This is a genomic window from Bradyrhizobium yuanmingense (assembly GCF_025200905.1).
In the GTDB taxonomy this organism is placed as follows: Bacteria; Pseudomonadota; Alphaproteobacteria; order Rhizobiales; family Xanthobacteraceae; genus Bradyrhizobium; species Bradyrhizobium yuanmingense.
The window spans coordinates 7,612,201-7,628,799 of sequence record NZ_CP104173.1 but is presented as its reverse complement, the minus strand read 5'-3'; the positions used below and the strand labels follow the sequence as shown (position 1 = coordinate 7,628,799).

Here is a 16,599-nt window from a genome sequence, read left to right as displayed (position 1 = left end):
GGGAATGTCGGGTGAGCTTGGAGGAAACGCCGGGGACGGACACGGCAAGGGCAGTGTCGAACAACCGGGTTAATGAGGCCTCAACGACCGGCCTTTGGCGACAGAGGCGGCGTGCGATGTCTCATGAGAGCAGGACATGTCGGTGAAGAAAAAGCCCCTCGTCGTGGTGACGCGCAAGCTGCCGGATTCGATCGAGACGCGGATGCGCGAGCTGTTCGACGCGCGGATCAATCTCGACGACACGCCGATGTCGCCCGAGCAGATCGCGGAAGCCGCCCGCACCGCCGACGTGCTGGTTCCGACCGTGACCGATCACATCAGCGCCGAGGTCGTGAACCAGCCCGACTGCAAGCTCCGCCTGATCGCCAATTTCGGCAATGGCGTCGACAATATCGACGTCGCAGCCGCCCATGCCCGCGGCATCACCGTCACCAACACGCCGAAGGTGCTGACCGAAGACACCGCCGACATGACCATGGCGCTGATCCTCGCGGTGCCCAGGCGAATGATCGAAGGCGCCTCGATCCTGACCGAAGGCAAGCCCTGGGCCGGCTGGTCGCCGACCTGGATGCTCGGCCACCGCATCGGGGGCAAACGCCTCGGCATCATCGGCATGGGCCGCATCGGCCAGGCGGTGGCACGCCGCGCCCGCGCCTTCGGCCTGCAGATCCATTATCACAACCGCCGTCCCGTCGCCCCCGTGATCGCCGAGGAGCTGGGGGCGACCTATTGGGAAAGCCTCGACCAGATGCTGGCGCGGATGGACATCATCTCGGTGAACTGTCCGCACACGCCGGCGACCTATCACCTGCTCTCGGCGCGGCGGCTGAAGCTGATCCGAAAAGACGCCTATATCGTCAACACCGCGCGCGGCGAGGTCACCGACGAGGACACGCTGATCAAGCTGATCGAAGGCGGCGAGATCGGCGGCGCCGGCCTCGACGTCTACGAGCACGAGCCCGCGGTCAATCCGAAGCTGGTGCGGCTCGCCAGAGCCGGCAAGGTGACGCTGCTGCCGCATATGGGCTCGGCCACGATCGAGGGCCGGGTCGAGATGGGCGAGAAGGTGATCATCAACATCCGCACCTTCCTCGATGCCCACAAGCCGCCGGACCGCGTGCTGCCGAGCATGCTTTGAGGTTTACTTCCCACGCCCTTCGCGCTTGCGCCAATCCGCAACGAAATCGATGAACGCGCGCAGCGCTGGCGGCGTCTGGCGCCGGCTCGGATAATACAGGAACGGGCCTGGAAACGGCTCGCACCATTCTTCCATCAGGCTGATCAGATCGCCCGACTTCACGGCATCGCCAACATAGCCGTCGAGCGTGGCCCAGATGCCGACGCCGTCGAGCGCGGCGCGCATTGCAAGATTCATATTGGTCGAGATCAGCTTCGCCGGCGGATCGACCTTCACCACCTGCCCGGCTCTCTCGAATTCCAGATCGTGCATGACGCCGCTCGAATAGCGTGCGCGGATGCAATCATGGTCGAGCAGGTCCTTCGGATGCTTCGGCCTGCCGCGCCGCGCGATGTAACCGGGCGAAGCGACCACGACGTAGCTCTGTGGGCCGCTCAGCGGGATCGCCACCATGTCCTGCGCGAGATGCTCGCCATAGCGCACGCCGGCGTCATAGCCCCCGCTCACGATGTCGACGAAGCCGCTTTCGCTGACGATGTCGAGATCGACCTGCGGATGGGCACTCAGGAACGGCCCGGCCAGCGGCGCCAGCACCAGATCGACCGCGGGCGGCGGCGCATTGATGCGCAGGCGGCCCGAGGCGACCCCGCGCAGGCCCCGGACCTGCTCCAAGGCATCGCCGACATCGCGTAGCGCCGGTGCGACGCGCGACAACAGCAGCTCGCCCGCCTCGGTCAGCGCGACGCTGCGGGTCGTGCGGTTCATCAGGCGGACGCCGAGACGTTCCTCCAGGTCCCGCAACCGTTGGCTAAGGCTCGATACGGACACGCGAATTTCGACCGCCGCGCGCCGGAAATTGCGGGTGCGGGCAACCGCCACGAAGACATCGAGATCGCGCAAATCGGGCTCGGCCATTGTTCGTCAATGTGAACAAGGCGTTCTGGATTGTCCAGCTTATCAGCGCAATCGCTCTGGCTCATATCTGGCCTCGTGACGCGGCGCAGCCGCCTTTTCGAGGATGATCATCATGGAACAGCGCAAACTCGGTTCAACCGGCCCGACCGTCTCCACATTCGGCCTCGGCTGCATGGGCATGTCGGAGGTCTACGGCGCCGCCGATCGCGGCGAGGCCATCGCCACGGTGCACGCGGCGCTCGACGGCGGCATCACCCTGCTCGACACCGGCGATTTCTACGCCATGGGGCACAACGAGATGCTGTTGCGGGACGCGCTGAAGGACGTGCCGCGCGACAAAGTGCAGCTCAGCGTCAAGTACGGCGCGCTGCGCGGCCCCGCCGGTGAATTCGCGGGAATGGACACGAGGCCGGCGGCGACAAAGAACTTCCTCGCCTATTCGCTGCAGCGCCTCGGCACCGACTATGTCGACATCTACCGTCCCGCGCGTCTCGATCCCAATGTGCCGATCGAGGAGACCATCGGCGGTCTCGCCGATCTCGTGAAGGCCGGTTATGTCAGGCATATCGGCCTGTCCGAGGTCGGCTCCGACACCATCCGCCGCGCGCATGCGGTGCATCCGATCGCCGATCTCCAGATCGAATATTCGCTGATCGAGCGCGGCATCGAACGCGATATCCTGAAGACCTGCCGCGAGCTCGGCATTGGCATCACCGCTTACGGCGTGCTCGCGCGCGGCCTGATCAGCGGTCACTGGTCGAAGGACTCAGGCAGGGCCGGCCGTGACTACCGGCTGATGACGCCGCGCTTCCAGGGTGCGAACCTCGATACCAATCTCGCGCTGGTGGAGCAGCTGCGCGCAATCGCGAACGAGATCGGCGCAACGCCGGCACAGGTTGCGATCGCCTGGGTCGCTGCACAGAACAACGCGATCGTGCCGCTGGTTGGCGCCCGCACCCGCAACCGCCTCAGCGAAGCGCTTGGCGCAACGAAGGTGACGCTGACGCCGGTGCATTTCGCGGCGCTGGCCAAGGCGTTCCCACCCAATATCGCGGCCGGCACGCGCTACCCGGCCGAGCATATGGCGCATCTCGACAGCGAGAAGCCGGCGACGGCGTAACCGCGGCGATCAGGTGCGATGGACGCTGAGATCCTCGAACACGGGCCCGTCGCCGTTGAGCGGATTGGCGGGATCGCGTGAATAGCGCAGCGTCTCGAAGCGCATCGCGCGCGCATCGATCATCAGGAGGCGGCCGACAAGGCCGTCGCCGAAGCCGACGATCTCGCGGATCGCCTCCAGCGCCATCATCGAGCCGAGCACGCCCGCCAATGCGCCCATGACGCCGGCTTCCGCACAGGCCGGCACGGTGCCTGGCGGCGGCGCTTCCGGAAACAGGCAGCGGTAGGTCGGGTTGAACTCGCCCTGCTCGCCCGTCTCATGCGCGCGGATGGTGGTCAGCGAGCCGTCGAAGGTGCCGAGCGCCGCTGATATCAGCGGCCGCTTGGCGAAGAAGCAGGCGTCGGAAACGAGATAGCGCGTCGAGAAATTGTCGGAGCCGTCGAGCACGAGGTCGTAATCGCCGATCAGGCTGAGCGCGTTATCCGCGTTGAGCCAGGTGGCGTGACCGATGAAGCGGACATGTGGGTTGAGCGCCGCGATCCGCTCGGCGGCACTCTCGACCTTGTGCCGGCCGATATCGGGCGTCGTATGGATCACCTGGCGCTGCAGGTTGGACAGCGACACCACGTCGTCGTCGACCACGCCGAGCGTGCCAACGCCGGCGGCGGCCAGATACATCAGCGCGGGCGCGCCGAGCCCGCCGGCGCCGATCACCAGCACCGAGGCGCGTTTCAGCGCCGCCTGGCCGGGGCCGCCGACGTCGCGCAACACGATGTGGCGGGCATAGCGTTCGAGTTCGTCCGGGCTAAGCACCTTCTCTTACTCCTGAACCGCACCGTCATTGTTCGCGACCAACGAGATGTGCTTCAATCGCATGCTTTTCAATGTTTTGGCGTTCAACGGGCTGGCTGGATTTGTCATGAGATCGATGCTTGCGGCAACACTGATGTTGGCGGCTGCCACGGGCGCGCACGCCCAGATGACGACGCCCCAAGTGCCAGGCGCCACCCCGAAGACGGTCCAGACCGTTCCGGTCAAGCCCCCTGCGATGCAGACGCCGTCCGCGACGGCCGATGCCATGGCCAAAGCCGAGCGGCTGGCCCTGCAGTCCGACCTCGCCTGGGTCGGACAATATAACGGCGCCATCACCGGCGACGTCAGCGAGCGCATGGTCAACGCCATCAAGGAGTACCAGAAGGCCAAGGGCGGCAAGCCGACCGGTGTGCTCAATCCGCAGGAGCGCACCGCGCTCACTGAGGCGGCACGCAAGAAGCAGGAGAGCGTCGGCTGGAAGATCGTGACGGAGCCGACCAGCGGCGCCCGGCTCGGCATTCCCGGCAAGCTGGTGCCGCAGCAGGCAAGCGACGCCAACGGCTCGAAATGGACCTCGCCGACAGGGACGGTGCAGGTGGTTCTCAGCCGCCGCAAGGAAGTGAGCCCGACCTCGGCCAAGCTCGCCGATCTCGAGAAGGAGCCGTCCGGCCGCAAGGTCGATTACACCGTGGTGAAGCCGGATTTCTTCGTGCTGTCGGGCTTGCAGGGCCAGAAGAAGTTCTACGTCCGCGGCACCTTCAAGGGTGACGAGGTCCGCACCATGACGATCCTCTACGACCAGGCGACAGAGAATACGGTCGAGCCGGTCGTGATCGCGATGTCGAGCGCGTTCAACGCGTTTCCGTCGGGACCGCTGGCCGGGCCGCCGCCGCGCAAGACCGTTGAATACGGCACCGGCATCGTCGTCAGCGAGGACGGCGCGATCGTCACCGACCGCCTCGTCACCGACGGCTGCCTTGCGATCACGATCGCCGGCCATGGCAGCGCCGACCGCCTCGCCGAGGACAAGGAGCACGATCTCGCGCTGCTGCGCATCTACGGCGCGCGCGGGCTGAAACCGCTCGGCCTCGCCAGCGGGGCCGCGAAGACCAATGTCGATGTCGTCGGCATCGCCGATCCGCAAAGCCAGGGCGGCGCGGCCGCGGTGTCGAACCTCAAGGCCGCGTTGACGCCGGCGATGAGCAGCAATTCCGCGCTCTCGCCGCCGCCGGCGGTCGGCTTCTCCGGCAGCCCAGCCGTCGACGGCGACGGCAAGTTCGCTGGCATCGCGCTGCTGAAGCCGGCGGTGGTCGCGGGACCCGCGACGTCGGTGCCGGCATCGCAGGCGATGATGGTCTCTGCCGAGGCGGTGCGCGGGTTTCTCAAGGCGAAGGGCGTCAGCCCGAATGGCACGTCGACGGACGCCAAAGCCGCCGTCGTGCGCGTGATCTGCGTGCGCAAGTAGGTCTCGTGCCCCTGGACGCGTTGCAGCGCTTGCGCTGCCGCGCAGAGCCGGGGCACGGCCGTGCGGGCCACCTTACGTACGACTACGGAGCCGGTAATGGTACGGATTCGCTGGCATTCGCGATTCCGCCATCATCGTTACCGTTGATTCGGACCTCCGCGATCCCCTTTGGATCGGGCCGGCACGTCCTGAGCGAGAAGCGCTCAGCATCCAGAAGCGATGCACGTTCGCGTGGCGTATCCCTGACCCAGCACTCCAAAGGATTGACCTTCAATGCACACGATCGTACTGGCCACCCAAAAGGGCGGCAGCGGCAAGAGCACGCTCGCCATCGGCCTCGCCTTGGCCGCCAAGCAGGCCGGCTTCACCGTCCGCCTGATCGAGACCGACCCGCAGGGCACCCTCTCCAACTGGCAGCGCCGCCGCTCTACCGACGATCTCGTCGTCGAGCCGATCTATCACGCCGCCGATATCGCGCCGCGTCTCAAGATGCTCGCCGACAGCGGCCTCCAGCTCGCGATCGTCGACACCGCCGCCGGCCTCAGCGCCGCCACCACCGCCGCGATCCGCCATTCCGACCTCTGCCTGATCCCGGCCCGTCCCAGCGTCGCCGACATCGAGGCGACCGTCTCGACGCTCAGCGTCGCCCGCGCCTGGAAGCGGCCTTACAGCTTCGTGCTCAACCAGACGCCGATCCGCGGACAGCGCATCGACAACGCCGCGACCGCGCTCGCCGAGGAAGCCGCGCTCGATCTTGCCGAGGTGCTCGCGCGTCCGCTGATCGTGATGCGCAACGATCACCAGGACGCGCTTGCGAGCGGCCTTGCCGTGAGTGAATTCGCGCCGAACGGCAAATCGGCGGACGAGATCCGCGGCCTCTGGCGCTGGATCGAGACCCGGCTCGAGCTCGAAGCCACCACCAATGTCCTGATCGACCAGGTCATCTCGGCTGCGCACGGCATGCTGCAGATCGCTGCGGAACAGGCGGCGGACGGGACCACGGCACTGGCGTCCTGAGGGGGGCGATCGCTCGGACGACAGTCGGGCTCTTCGCCATCCGGTGAACGGGCCCAAGCGACGAAGCAGTTCGGCCACCAGCCCGGCCGGATTGCTTCGCCTCGTGCGTTGTAGCGAGGGCTCCCGTAGCCTGGATGAAGCGAAGCGCAATCCAGGAAGGTCTCTCCGCGGAGAGGCCGGCCCCGGATTACGCTGCGCTCCATCCGGGCTACGACGCTGCGGCAATCCCGACGGTCACTTTTGACATTTCGCGCACCAGAACGTCGAACGACCGTTCTGCACGAACCGCTTGATCGTGCCGCCGCAGCGCGGCGTCGTGCATTTTTCGCCTTCGCGGTCATAGACCCTGAACGAATGCTGGAAATAGCCGAGCTCGCCGGAGGTCTGGCGATGGTCGCGCAAGCTGGAGCCGCCGGCCTTGATCGCATCGTTCAGCACGGTGTGGATCGCGCCGACCAAGCGCTGCGCATGATCCGTCGGCTCGCCCTTCCTGGTGGATAGCGTCGCAGCAATGCGCCGCGGCGACAGATGCGAGCGGTGCAGCGCCTCGCAGACATAGATGTTGCCGAGCCCGGCCACCACGCGCTGGTCGAGCAGCGCGGCCTTCAGGCTCGTGGTCTTGCCTTGGCAGGAGCGCGCCAGCATCGCGGCGTCGAATTCGTTGCCGAGCGGCTCGGGGCCGAGCCCGCGCAGCAGCGGCTCGTCTTCGAGCGCGCCACGCGCAATCACTTTCATGTATCCGAAGCGGCGCGGATCGTTGAAGACGATGTCGGCGCCCGAGGACATCCGAAACAACACGTGGTCGTGGGCGGAATCCTTGGCCTTCGGATAGTGAAACTCGCCGGGCTGAACCTCGTTGTCCGGCTTGATGACGCGGAACGAGCCAGACATGCCCAGATGCATCAGGAGCACGTCGCCGGAGGTGAGATCGGCCATGAGATATTTTGCGCGGCGCCCGAGCCCGGTGACGACCTGCCCCTTGAGCCGGGCCACGAAGTCGGGCTGGAACGGAAAGCGCAAATCTGGCCGGCGGGCCTCCGCGTCGAGGATTTTCGCGCCCTCCATCACGGGCTGAAGACCGCGGCGGACGGTCTCGACTTCGGGCAATTCAGGCATGGTCGGGCATTCACCTTATGAAGGCGGTGTGATAGCGCCATTGCGGCGGGCGGGCTATGGTCCGCCGAGTGGAGTAGAGTAATGGATCGGCCGGGCGAAACCACGCATTTTGGCTTCAGGGACGTTCCCCTCGGGGACAAGCAGACGCTGGTGAACGATGTGTTTCGCAGCGTGGCGTCGCGCTATGACCTGATGAACGATTTGATGTCCGGTGGCCTGCACCGGGTCTGGAAGGACATCATGATCACCGCGCTGGATCCGCCGAGGGGCGACCGGCCGTTCGCGCTGCTTGACGTCGCCGGCGGCACCGGCGACATCTCGTTCCGCGCCGCCAAGGCCGCCGGCCCCGGCTTCCACGCCACGGTGTGCGACATCAATGCGGACATGCTGGCCGTGGGGCGCGAACGCGCCGCCAAGCGTCATCTGGACACCCAGGTCGATTTCGTCGAAGGCAATGCCGAATCGCTCGGCTTCGCCGACCGCAGCTTCGATGCCTATACGATCGCTTTCGGCATCCGCAACGTGCCCCGGATCGACCTTGCGCTGCGCGAGGCCTATCGCGTGCTGAGACCCGGCAGCCGCTTCCTGTGCCTGGAATTCTCCACTGTCGAGATGCCCGGCCTCGACAAGCTCTATGATCTGTTCTCGTTCAAGGTGATCCCCCCGCTCGGGCGCATGGTCACGGGCGACGCCGAATCGTACCAGTATCTCGTCGAGTCCATCCGCAAATTTCCGAAGCCCGCCGCCTTCGCCGACATGATCCGCGAGGCCGGCTTTGCCCGCGTCAGCTGGCAGACACTCTCCGGCGGCATCGTCGCATTGCATTCGGGCTGGCGTTTGTGATCTCTGCCGTCACCCACATTGCGCGCCTGATCCGCGCCGCGTTCGTGTTTGCGCACGAAGGCGTGTTCGGCGCGGTCGATCCGAGCCTGGTGCCGCCGCCGGGACAGCTCGCGCTGAAGCTGGCGCGCATCATCGAGCGCCGTGGCGCCAAGCAGGGACCGCGGATCTCGCGCGCGCTGACGCGGATGGGCCCGGCCTATCTCAAGCTCGGCCAGTTCCTGGCCACGCGCCCCGACGTGGTCGGCGTCATCATGGCGCGCGACCTCGAAAGCCTGCAGGACCGCCTGCCGCCGTTTCCGCAGCAGGAAGCCGAGGCCACGATCGCGACCTCGCTGGAACGGCCGCTGACGGACATCTTCGTGAGCTTCGGCCCGCCGGTCGCGGCGGCCTCGATCGCGCAAGTGCATCGCGGCGAGGTGGTGCGCGACGGCATCCGCAAGTCCGTCGCGATCAAGGTTCTGAGACCCAACGTCGCCGCGCGCTTCCGCCGCGATCTCTCCGATTTCTTCTACGTCGCGCACAAGGCTGAGGCTTATTCGGCCGAGGCGCGGCGCCTGCGCCTGATCGAGGTCATCAACACCATGTCGCGCTCGGTCGCGATGGAGATGGACCTACGGTTAGAGGCTGCCGCCTTGTCGGAGATGGCGGAGAACACGCGCGACGATCCCGATTTTCGCGTGCCCGCCGTCGACTGGGACCGCACCACGCACAACGTGCTGACGATGGAATGGATCGACGGCATCGCGCTGAACGATCACAAGCGCCTCGCCGAGGCGCGGGTCGACCTGCCCGATCTCGGCCGCAAGGTGATCCAGAGCTTCCTGCGCCACGCGCTGCGCGACGGCTTCTTCCACGCCGACATGCATCCGGGCAATCTGTTCCTGGATGACGCCGGCCGCCTCGTCGCGGTCGATTTCGGCATCATGGGCCGGCTCGGCATGAAGGAGCGGCGCTTCCTCGCCGAGATCCTGCTCGGCTTCATCACCCGCGATTATCGCCGCGTGGCCGAGGTGCATTTCGAGGCCGGCTATGTGCCCGCGCATCATTCGGTCGAGAATTTTGCCCAAGCCATCCGCGCCATCGGCGAGCCGATCCACAACCGCACGGCGGAAGAGATCTCGATGGCGCGGCTGCTCACGCTGCTGCTCGAGGTCACCGGCCTGTTCGATATGACGACGCGGCCCGAGCTGATCCTGCTGCAGAAGACCATGGTGGTGGTCGAGGGCGTGGCGCGCGGCTTCGATCCCAAGCTCGACATCTGGCGAATCGCCGACCCCGTGGTGCGCGAATGGATCGAGCGCAACCTCGGACCGATCGGCCGCATCGAGGGCGCCCTCACAGGGACCGGGGACATCGCGCGGGTCTTGATGCGCCTGCCTGAGATCGCCGAGCGGTCGGTGAAGGTGCTCGAGCAGCTCGAGACCATGACGCGGGAGGGCATCAGGCTTTCGCCGGAGAGCATCGCGGCGATGGGACGCAGCGAGGGCCGCAAGAACCGCTGGCGCACCGTGGCGCTCTGGATCATCGCCGCGACCTTCATCGGGATTCTGATCGCCGTCCGAAATCTGTGATTGCACTGCAATCACTGGAGTGATAGCATCGCTATCATTCCGTGCCGGAGGGCGTCATGGCAAGCCTGACCATCCGCAAGCTCGACGACGCCGTCAAAACCTATTTGCGGCTGCGCTCGGCCAAGAACCACAGGTCGGTCGAAGAGGAGGTCCGGGTCATCCTGCGGGAGCTGATCGAGGGCCGCGAGGAGCCGCTGACGCCGTTTGCGGTGCCCTCCGCCGCCCCGACGCCGCAGCGCAGCGGCGCCGTTCCCGAGGTCAGCGTCACCCTGATCATCGGCGGCGGGATCGCGGCCTATAAGTCGCTCGACCTGATCCGCAGGCTGAAGGAGCGCCGCATCGAGGTCCGCTGCGTGCTGACCAAGGCGGCGCAGCAATTCGTGACGCCGCTGGCCGCGAGCGCCCTGTCGCATGAGCGCGTCTATACCGACCTGTTCGACCCGCAGAGCGAGTTCGATGCCGGCCATATACGCCTCGCGCGCGACTGCGACCTGATCGTGGTGGCGCCGGCCACGGCCGACCTGATGGCGAAGATGGCGAACGGCCATGCCGACGACCTCGCCAGCGCCATCCTGCTCGCGACCAACCGCAAGGTGCTGCTGGCGCCGGCGATGAATCCGCTGATGTGGAGCAACGCGGCGACGCGCCGCAACGTCGCCCAGCTCCAGCGCGACGGCGTTGTGCTGATTGGCCCGAATGCGGGCGAGATGGCCGAGGCCGGCGAAGCCGGAACGGGCCGCATGTCGGAAGCCATCGAGATCGCCAATGCCGCCGAGCGCCTGCTGCGGCCGCCGACGCCGAAGCCGCTCGCGGGCACGCGCGTGCTGATCACCGCCGGTCCCACCCATGAGGCGATCGACCCGGTGCGCTATATCGCTAACCGTTCCTCCGGCAAGCAGGGCTTTGCCATTGCCGCCGCTGCACAGGCCGCGGGCGCCGAGGTTACTCTGGTGAGCGGTCCGGTCGACCTCGACGATCCCCCGGGCGTGACGGTGAAGCATGTCGAATCGGCGCGGCAGATGCTGGAGCAGGTCAAGGCCGCGCTTCCCACCGACGTCGCGATCTTCGCCGCCGCAGTCGCCGACTGGCGCGTCGCCAATGAAGGCGAGCAGAAGCTGAAGAAAACCGCGGGCGGCATGCCGCCGCTGCAATTGGTCGAGAACCCCGACATTCTCGCCACCATCTCCAAGCTCGCCGACAAGCGCCCGAGGCTCGTGATCGGCTTTGCCGCCGAGACCGAGCACCTCATCGACAACGCCAAAGCAAAATTCGCCCGCAAGGGCTGCGACTGGATCGTCGCCAACGACGTCTCGCCCGCCACCGGCGTGATGGGCGGCGACCGCAACACGGTCCACCTGCTCAGCCGCAAGACCGGTGCGCCGGACGGCGAGATTGCAGTTGATTCCTGGCCGGCGATGACCAAGGAACAGGTCGCGATCGAACTGGTCGCGCAGATCGCGAAGAGCGTGACCGGCAAATCCCTGGAGTCCGCATCTTGAGCACGAAGGTGACCGTCGAGCTGCAACGCCTCGCCCACGCTGAGGGCCTGCCGCTGCCGGCCTATCAGACCAGCGAGGCCGCCGGCCTCGATCTGATGGCCGCGGTGCCGGACAACGAGCCCATGACGCTCGCACCAGGCCAATACGCGCTGGTGCCGACGGGCCTTGCCATCGCCTTGCCGCCGGGACACGAGGCGCAGGTGCGGCCGCGTTCGGGGCTGGCGGCCAAGCACGGCGTCACCGTGCTGAATTCGCCAGGCACGATCGATGCGGACTACCGCGGCGAGATCAAGGTGATCCTGATCAATCACGGCACCGCGCCCTTCGTGATCAAGCGCGGCGAGCGCATCGCCCAGATGGTGATCGCGCCGGTGCTGCAGGCCGCGCTGGTTCCCGTCGCCACATTGTCGTCGACCGACCGCGGCGCCGGCGGTTTTGGTTCGACCGGGCGCTAACCCAAGACAACTCCAGCCGAATCATCCTCAGAATCACGCGCCTTGGAACCGCGCGGCCCGCATTTTTTTGGGGCCGCCTTTGCGTTCACGATCTGGACTCTTACCGGCGGAGTCGCGGTGAGGGTATTGTCTTTTGATTCGCGCGCGACGGGGGTCGCCGCGCGCAGATTCGTGCGGTCTTGAATTTCCGCGTCTTGGGGCAACTATGTCAGGCGTGATCGTGTCGATGCGTCGGACGCTGTTGTCGTGCACATCGCTGGCGCGCAACGGCTTGGTGGGAGGCGCTCTCGCAGCGCTGCTGCCGGCTGCGCCGGCCAAGGCCGCCGACCTCATCGACACCCTCGCCCTCGTGATGGATCTCAACCGGCAGGAACTCGCGGTGCTCGCCACCGCGCTGGCCCTGCTCGGCTTTTCGGTGATGGCCGCGATCCTGTTGATGCGGACGCGGGTGCGCACGGCGAAGAACGAGGCGCGGCTGCGCGCGCGGATCGGGGAACTTCAGCTCCAGGCCGACCGCTTCGGCGCACTGTTGTTCGCCGAGCCGCAGATCCTGATCTCATGGCCGGCGGGCGACAACCGCGCGCAGATTTCCGGCGATATCGCGCTGGTGCTGCCGCGCGATTCCTCGCCGCAGCGCGTGCTGGCGTTCGGAACCTGGCTGCCGCCGGAACCGGCGCTGCTGATGGACCACGCGGTCGATGCGCTGCGCGAGCGCGGCGACGGGTTCCAGCTGACGCTGACCACCGCGCACGGCCATATGCTGGAAGCGATCGGGCGCGCCATCGGCGGCCAGGCCATCGTCCGCATTCGCGAGCTCTCGGGCCTGCGCCGTGATCTGGCCGAAACCAATCTGCGCTACAAGGCGCTCTCCGACGAGACCGAGATGCTTCGCGGCTTTGCCGCGGCCGCACCTTGGCCGATATGGGCGAAGGGGGAGAACGGCGCCCTGACCTACGCCAACCCGGCCTATGTGCGCGCCACCGAGGCGACCAGCGCCATCGATGCCCAGGAGCGCAAGCTCGAGCTGCTCGACAGCGACGACCGCAATGCGATGGAGCGGGGACTGAAGGACGCCGCCAACTTCACCTCGCGGCTGCCGATCGTGGTCGGCGGCGAGCGGCGCATCTACGACGTGCGCGCCGTCAATGTCGGCAGCGGCAGCGTCGGCGTCGCCATCGATGCCAGCGAGGCGGATGCGCTGAGCTCGGCGCTGGTGCGCATGGCGGAGGCGCACCGCCGGACGCTCGACCAGCTCTCCTCCGGCGTTGCCGTGTTCGACGGCCAGCGGCGCCTTGCCTTCTACAACGATTCCTATCGCCGGCTGTGGGATCTCGATCGCAACTTCCTCGACGCCCATCCGGACGATTCCAGCGTGCTCGACCAGCTCCGCGCCGCGCGCAAATTACCGGAGCAGCCGGATTTCCGCGCCTGGAAGGCCAAGCTGCACGAGGCGTATCGCGCGGTCGAGACTGCCAAGGACACCTGGTTCCTGCCTGACGGCCGCGCGCTCTCGGTCGTCACCACGCCGAATCCCGAGGGCGGCGTCACCTATCTGTTCGACGACGTCACCGAAAGCCTCGACCTCGCCCGCCGCTTCGACGGCCTGATCCGCGTCCAGCGCGAGACGCTGGACAGCCTCGCCGAGGGGGTCGCGGTGTTCGGCAGCAACGGCAAGGCGCAGCTGTTCAATCCGGCCTTCGTGCGGATGTGGAAGCTGTCGAGCGATGCCATGCGCGACGAGCCGCATATCCAGACCGTCGAAGGCTGGTGCCATCAGCTGTTCGACGATCCGCAAGTCTGGCGCCAGATCCGCGAGGCCATCACCGCGATCGAGAACCGCGCCGACCTGCCGCTGAAGCTGGAGCGCAAGGACGGCAGCGTGCTCGACGGCATGATCCGGCCGCTGCCGGACGGCGCCACCATGCTGACCTTCCAGGACATCACCGACACCGAGAATGTCGAGCGCGCGCTGCGCGAGCGCAACGAGGCGCTGGAGGCGGCCGACCAGATGAAGGTGGATTTCGTCCACCACGTCTCTTACGAGCTGCGCTCGCCGCTCACCACTATCATCGGCTTTGCGCATTTCCTCAGCGATCCCTCGACCGGACCGCTGACGCCGAAGCAGGCCGAATATCTCGACTACGTCACCAAATCGACCAACGCTCTGCTCGCGCTCACCAACAACATCCTGGATCTCGCCACCATCGACGCCGGCGCGATGAAGCTGGAACTCGGGCAGGTCGACGTCAGCAAGGCCATCGAGCTTGCCGCCGAGGGCATCCAGGACCGGCTCGCCACCGACCGCATCCGCCTCAAGGTCGAGATCGCGCCCGACGTCGGCAGCTTCGTCGGCGACGAGAAGCGCGTCGTGCAGGTGCTCTATAACCTCCTCGCCAACGCGGTCGGGTTTTCTCCACAGGATTCCACCGTCGGCATCAGCGCGCGGCGCACGGACCGCAGCGTGGTCTTCACCGTGACAGATTCGGGCCCTGGAATACCTGCCGACATGAAGGACAAGGTGTTCAACTGGTTCGAAAGCCGCTCGCAGGGCTCGCGTCACCGCGGCGCCGGGCTCGGCCTGTCGCTGGTGCGCTCCTTCGTCGAGCTGCATGGCGGCAAGGTGCGGGTGGATTCGATCGTCGGCCGCGGCACGGTCGTGATCTGCGATTTCCCGACCGACCAGGCGGCGCACCGCGACGCCGCCGAATGACTGATGCAACCACATTCTCCGTCGCGCTTCACAACGAGACGGCCACGGCGCAATTGATGGCCGACCTCGCGCTGCTGGTCGGCCCCGGTGACGTCATTACGCTGACCGGCGATCTCGGCGCCGGCAAGACCGCGGCGGCGCGCAGCCTGATCCGCTATCTCGCCGGCGACGATGCGCTGGAAGTGCCGAGCCCGACCTTCACGCTGGTGCAGGGCTACGAGCTGCCGCCCTTCCCGGTGTTGCATGCCGATCTCTACCGTGTCGAAGACGAGAGCGAGCTCGAGGAGATCGGGCTGTCGCCGCTGCCCGATGCCACGCTGGTGCTGATCGAATGGCCGGAGCGCGCACCGTCCGCAATGCCCGAGGACCGCATCGACATCGCGCTGACGCACCGGCCGGCGCTGGGCTCCAATGCGCGTGCCGCCGACATCACAGGCCATGGCAAGGCCGCCGCCATCGTTGCGCGGCTGCAGGCGCTGCGCGAATTCCTCGACGCATCCGGCTATATCGATGCGACGCGCAAGCGCATGCCGGGCGACGCCTCGACGCGCTCTTATGCGCGGCTCGTGCGCGATGAGGACATCGTCATCCTCATGAATTTCCCGCAGCGGCCCGATGGCGCGGCGCTCTACGACGGAAAATCCTACAGCGCCGCGGTGCATCTGGCCGAGGACATCAAGCCTTTCGTTGCCATGGATGTCGGCTTGCGCGTGGTCGGAATCTCGGCGCCCGCGATCCACCATTACGATCTCGACCACGGCTTCCTGATCTCCGAGGATTTCGGCAGTGAAGGCGTGATCGAAGGTGATCCGCCACGCCCGATCGCCGAACGTTACGAAGCTGCGACCGACGTGCTGGCCGTGCTGCACTGGAGGACATTGCCTGAGACGTTGGAGCTGGCGGACCAGACCTACGCGATCCCCGTCTTCGACGTCGAAGCGCTGCTGATCGAGATCGGGTTGATGCCGGAATGGTATCTGCCCGATCGCAACGCGCCGCTGAGCGATGAGAAGCGCGCAGAGTTCTTCGCGATGTGGCGCGAGTTGCTGAAAAAGCCGCTGGCCGGGCCGAAGACGTGGGTCATCCGCGATTATCACTCGCCTAACTTGATCTGGCTCGCTGACCGCGACGCCATCAAACGCGTCGGCGTGATCGACTTCCAGGACGCCGTGCTCGGGCCGCACTCCTATGACGTGGTGTCGCTGCTGCAGGATGCGCGTGTCGACGTCCCTGAAACCCTCGAGCTGGCGCTGCTGTCGAGCTACATCAAGACGCGCCGCGCGAGCGATGCGAGCTTCGATGCGGCCGGTTTCGCCGAGAGCTACGCGATCATGTCGGCGCAGCGGAACACGCGCCTGCTCGGCACCTTCGCCCGGCTCAACCGCCGCGACGGCAAGCCGCATTATCTGCGCCATCAGCCGCGGATCTGGACCTATCTCCAGCGCTCGCTGGCACATCCCGCGCTCGCCCATCTGCGCGACTGGTATCTCGCCAACGTCCCGCCGCCGGGCTGATTCAGGACCGATTTACCGGCCGTTAGCCAAGATGTCGCTATTCTGGCGCCGAGGGAGCCGGAACATTGCGGGGCTGGAGCGGGGCAGATGGCAGCGAAAGCGGATCAGCGCGGAAATAGCCGGGTCATTTTCGAGCGCGGGTTTTCGGCCCAGATGATGGGAATCGACGGCACCTGGCGGCGCGACTGCACCATGGAGGACGTCTCCGAGACCGGCGCCAAGCTGACCATCGACGGCTCGGTCGAAGGTCTGCATCTGAAGGAATTCTTTCTCCTGCTGTCCTCCACGGGGCTCGCCTACCGGCGTTGCGAGCTGGCCTGGGTCAATGGCGACCAGATCGGCGTCAATTTCCTCAAGATCGGCGACAAGAAGAAGGTACGTTCCACAGCCGTTGGGGCGTGACGGCAACACCCGTCGTACAAC

14 protein-coding genes are annotated in these 16,599 nt (G+C 66.5%); 11 read left to right on the top strand and 3 right to left on the bottom strand.

Translation table 11 applies throughout. The features are described 5' to 3' along the window. Positions 1–136: 136 nt before the first annotated feature. A complete protein-coding gene (locus N2605_RS35360; protein ID WP_036009043.1) occupies positions 137–1,138 on the top strand; it encodes a 2-hydroxyacid dehydrogenase in 1,002 nt (333 codons plus the stop codon). 3 nt (positions 1,139–1,141) lie between these two features. On the opposite strand, the gene N2605_RS35355 is transcribed toward N2605_RS35360, so the two are convergent. Beyond that, on the bottom strand, positions 1,142–2,053 hold the full coding sequence (locus tag N2605_RS35355) for a LysR family transcriptional regulator (RefSeq protein WP_036040912.1): 912 nt from the start codon (positions 2,051–2,053) through the stop codon (positions 1,142–1,144). Between the two features lie 112 nt (positions 2,054–2,165). Between N2605_RS35355 and N2605_RS35350 the strand changes: the two genes are divergently transcribed. After that, a complete protein-coding gene (locus N2605_RS35350; RefSeq protein WP_260345303.1) occupies positions 2,166–3,173 on the top strand; it encodes an aldo/keto reductase in 1,008 nt (335 codons plus the stop codon). Positions 3,174–3,182: 9 nt separating this feature from the next. Here the strand turns inward: N2605_RS35350 and N2605_RS35345 are convergent, their stop codons facing one another. Beyond that, entirely contained in the window at positions 3,183–3,986 is an 804-nt protein-coding gene (locus tag N2605_RS35345) for a HesA/MoeB/ThiF family protein (protein ID WP_225157647.1), read from the bottom strand. A 106-nt stretch (positions 3,987–4,092) separates the two neighbouring features. On the opposite strand from N2605_RS35345, the gene N2605_RS35340 reads away from it, so the two are divergent. Continuing rightward, positions 4,093–5,451, top strand: a complete 1,359-nt coding sequence (locus N2605_RS35340) for a serine protease (protein WP_225128063.1) — start codon at positions 4,093–4,095, stop codon at positions 5,449–5,451. A 273-nt stretch (positions 5,452–5,724) separates the two neighbouring features. Further along, positions 5,725–6,468, top strand: coding sequence for a ParA family protein (locus tag N2605_RS35335; RefSeq protein ID WP_260345302.1), 744 nt, complete (start codon positions 5,725–5,727; stop codon positions 6,466–6,468). A 234-nt stretch (positions 6,469–6,702) separates the two neighbouring features. Here the strand turns inward: N2605_RS35335 and mutM are convergent, their stop codons facing one another. Next, complete coding sequence (gene mutM, locus N2605_RS35330; protein WP_260345301.1) at positions 6,703–7,584, bottom strand: bifunctional DNA-formamidopyrimidine glycosylase/DNA-(apurinic or apyrimidinic site) lyase; 882 nt, start codon at positions 7,582–7,584, stop codon at positions 6,703–6,705. A gap of 81 nt (positions 7,585–7,665) precedes the next feature. Between mutM and ubiE the strand changes: the two genes are divergently transcribed. The 7 genes from ubiE (at position 7,666) to N2605_RS35295 (ending at position 16,578) form a co-directional block, all read left to right on the top strand. Next, the gene (gene ubiE / locus N2605_RS35325) at positions 7,666–8,427 is read left to right on the top strand and encodes a bifunctional demethylmenaquinone methyltransferase/2-methoxy-6-polyprenyl-1,4-benzoquinol methylase UbiE (RefSeq protein WP_036009053.1); all 762 of its coding nucleotides are present in this window, start codon (positions 7,666–7,668) and stop codon (positions 8,425–8,427) included. Next, a complete protein-coding gene (gene ubiB / locus N2605_RS35320) occupies positions 8,424–9,998 on the top strand; it encodes a 2-polyprenylphenol 6-hydroxylase (RefSeq protein ID WP_225142412.1) in 1,575 nt (524 codons plus the stop codon). Before ubiE ends, ubiB begins: the two co-directional genes overlap by 4 nt. A 56-nt stretch (positions 9,999–10,054) precedes the next feature. Continuing rightward, positions 10,055–11,497 (top strand): bifunctional phosphopantothenoylcysteine decarboxylase/phosphopantothenate--cysteine ligase CoaBC, encoded by a 1,443-nt coding sequence (gene coaBC / locus N2605_RS35315; protein WP_225157650.1) that lies wholly within the window; start codon positions 10,055–10,057, stop codon positions 11,495–11,497. Continuing rightward, positions 11,494–11,952 carry a dUTP diphosphatase gene (gene dut, locus N2605_RS35310; protein WP_225157651.1) on the top strand — a complete coding sequence of 153 codons (459 nt, stop codon included), beginning with the start codon at positions 11,494–11,496 and terminating at the stop codon, positions 11,950–11,952. Before coaBC ends, dut begins: the two co-directional genes overlap by 4 nt. Before the next feature lie 205 nt (positions 11,953–12,157). Next, positions 12,158–14,662 (top strand): sensor histidine kinase, encoded by a 2,505-nt coding sequence (locus tag N2605_RS35305; protein WP_225183841.1) that lies wholly within the window; start codon positions 12,158–12,160, stop codon positions 14,660–14,662. Continuing rightward, positions 14,659–16,176 carry a tRNA (adenosine(37)-N6)-threonylcarbamoyltransferase complex ATPase subunit type 1 TsaE gene (gene tsaE / locus N2605_RS35300; RefSeq protein ID WP_260345298.1) on the top strand — a complete coding sequence of 506 codons (1,518 nt, stop codon included), beginning with the start codon at positions 14,659–14,661 and terminating at the stop codon, positions 16,174–16,176. The genes N2605_RS35305 and tsaE overlap by 4 nt, the downstream gene beginning before the upstream one ends. 87 nt (positions 16,177–16,263) lie before the next feature. Further along, the gene (locus tag N2605_RS35295) at positions 16,264–16,578 is read left to right on the top strand and encodes a PilZ domain-containing protein (RefSeq protein ID WP_260345297.1); all 315 of its coding nucleotides are present in this window, start codon (positions 16,264–16,266) and stop codon (positions 16,576–16,578) included. Positions 16,579–16,599 lie beyond the last annotated feature (21 nt).

Excerpts from the sequence above, each read along its gene's own strand:
- tsaE (WP_260345298.1), top strand. The coding sequence starts at position 14,659 with ATGACTGATGCAACCACATTCTCCGTCGCGCTTCACAACGAGACGGCC.
- mutM (WP_260345301.1), bottom strand. The coding sequence starts at position 7,584 with ATGCCTGAATTGCCCGAAGTCGAGACCGTCCGCCGCGGTCTTCAGCCC.
- N2605_RS35335 (WP_260345302.1), top strand. The coding sequence starts at position 5,725 with ATGCACACGATCGTACTGGCCACCCAAAAGGGCGGCAGCGGCAAGAGC.
- ubiE (WP_036009053.1), top strand. The coding sequence starts at position 7,666 with ATGGATCGGCCGGGCGAAACCACGCATTTTGGCTTCAGGGACGTTCCC.
- N2605_RS35350 (WP_260345303.1), top strand. The coding sequence starts at position 2,166 with ATGGAACAGCGCAAACTCGGTTCAACCGGCCCGACCGTCTCCACATTC.
- N2605_RS35340 (WP_225128063.1), top strand. The coding sequence starts at position 4,093 with ATGAGATCGATGCTTGCGGCAACACTGATGTTGGCGGCTGCCACGGGC.
- N2605_RS35360 (WP_036009043.1), top strand. The coding sequence starts at position 137 with ATGTCGGTGAAGAAAAAGCCCCTCGTCGTGGTGACGCGCAAGCTGCCG.
- coaBC (WP_225157650.1), top strand. The coding sequence starts at position 10,055 with ATGGCAAGCCTGACCATCCGCAAGCTCGACGACGCCGTCAAAACCTAT.
- N2605_RS35305 (WP_225183841.1), top strand. The coding sequence starts at position 12,158 with ATGTCAGGCGTGATCGTGTCGATGCGTCGGACGCTGTTGTCGTGCACA.
- N2605_RS35295 (WP_260345297.1), top strand. The coding sequence starts at position 16,264 with ATGGCAGCGAAAGCGGATCAGCGCGGAAATAGCCGGGTCATTTTCGAG.
- N2605_RS35355 (WP_036040912.1), bottom strand. The coding sequence starts at position 2,053 with ATGGCCGAGCCCGATTTGCGCGATCTCGATGTCTTCGTGGCGGTTGCC.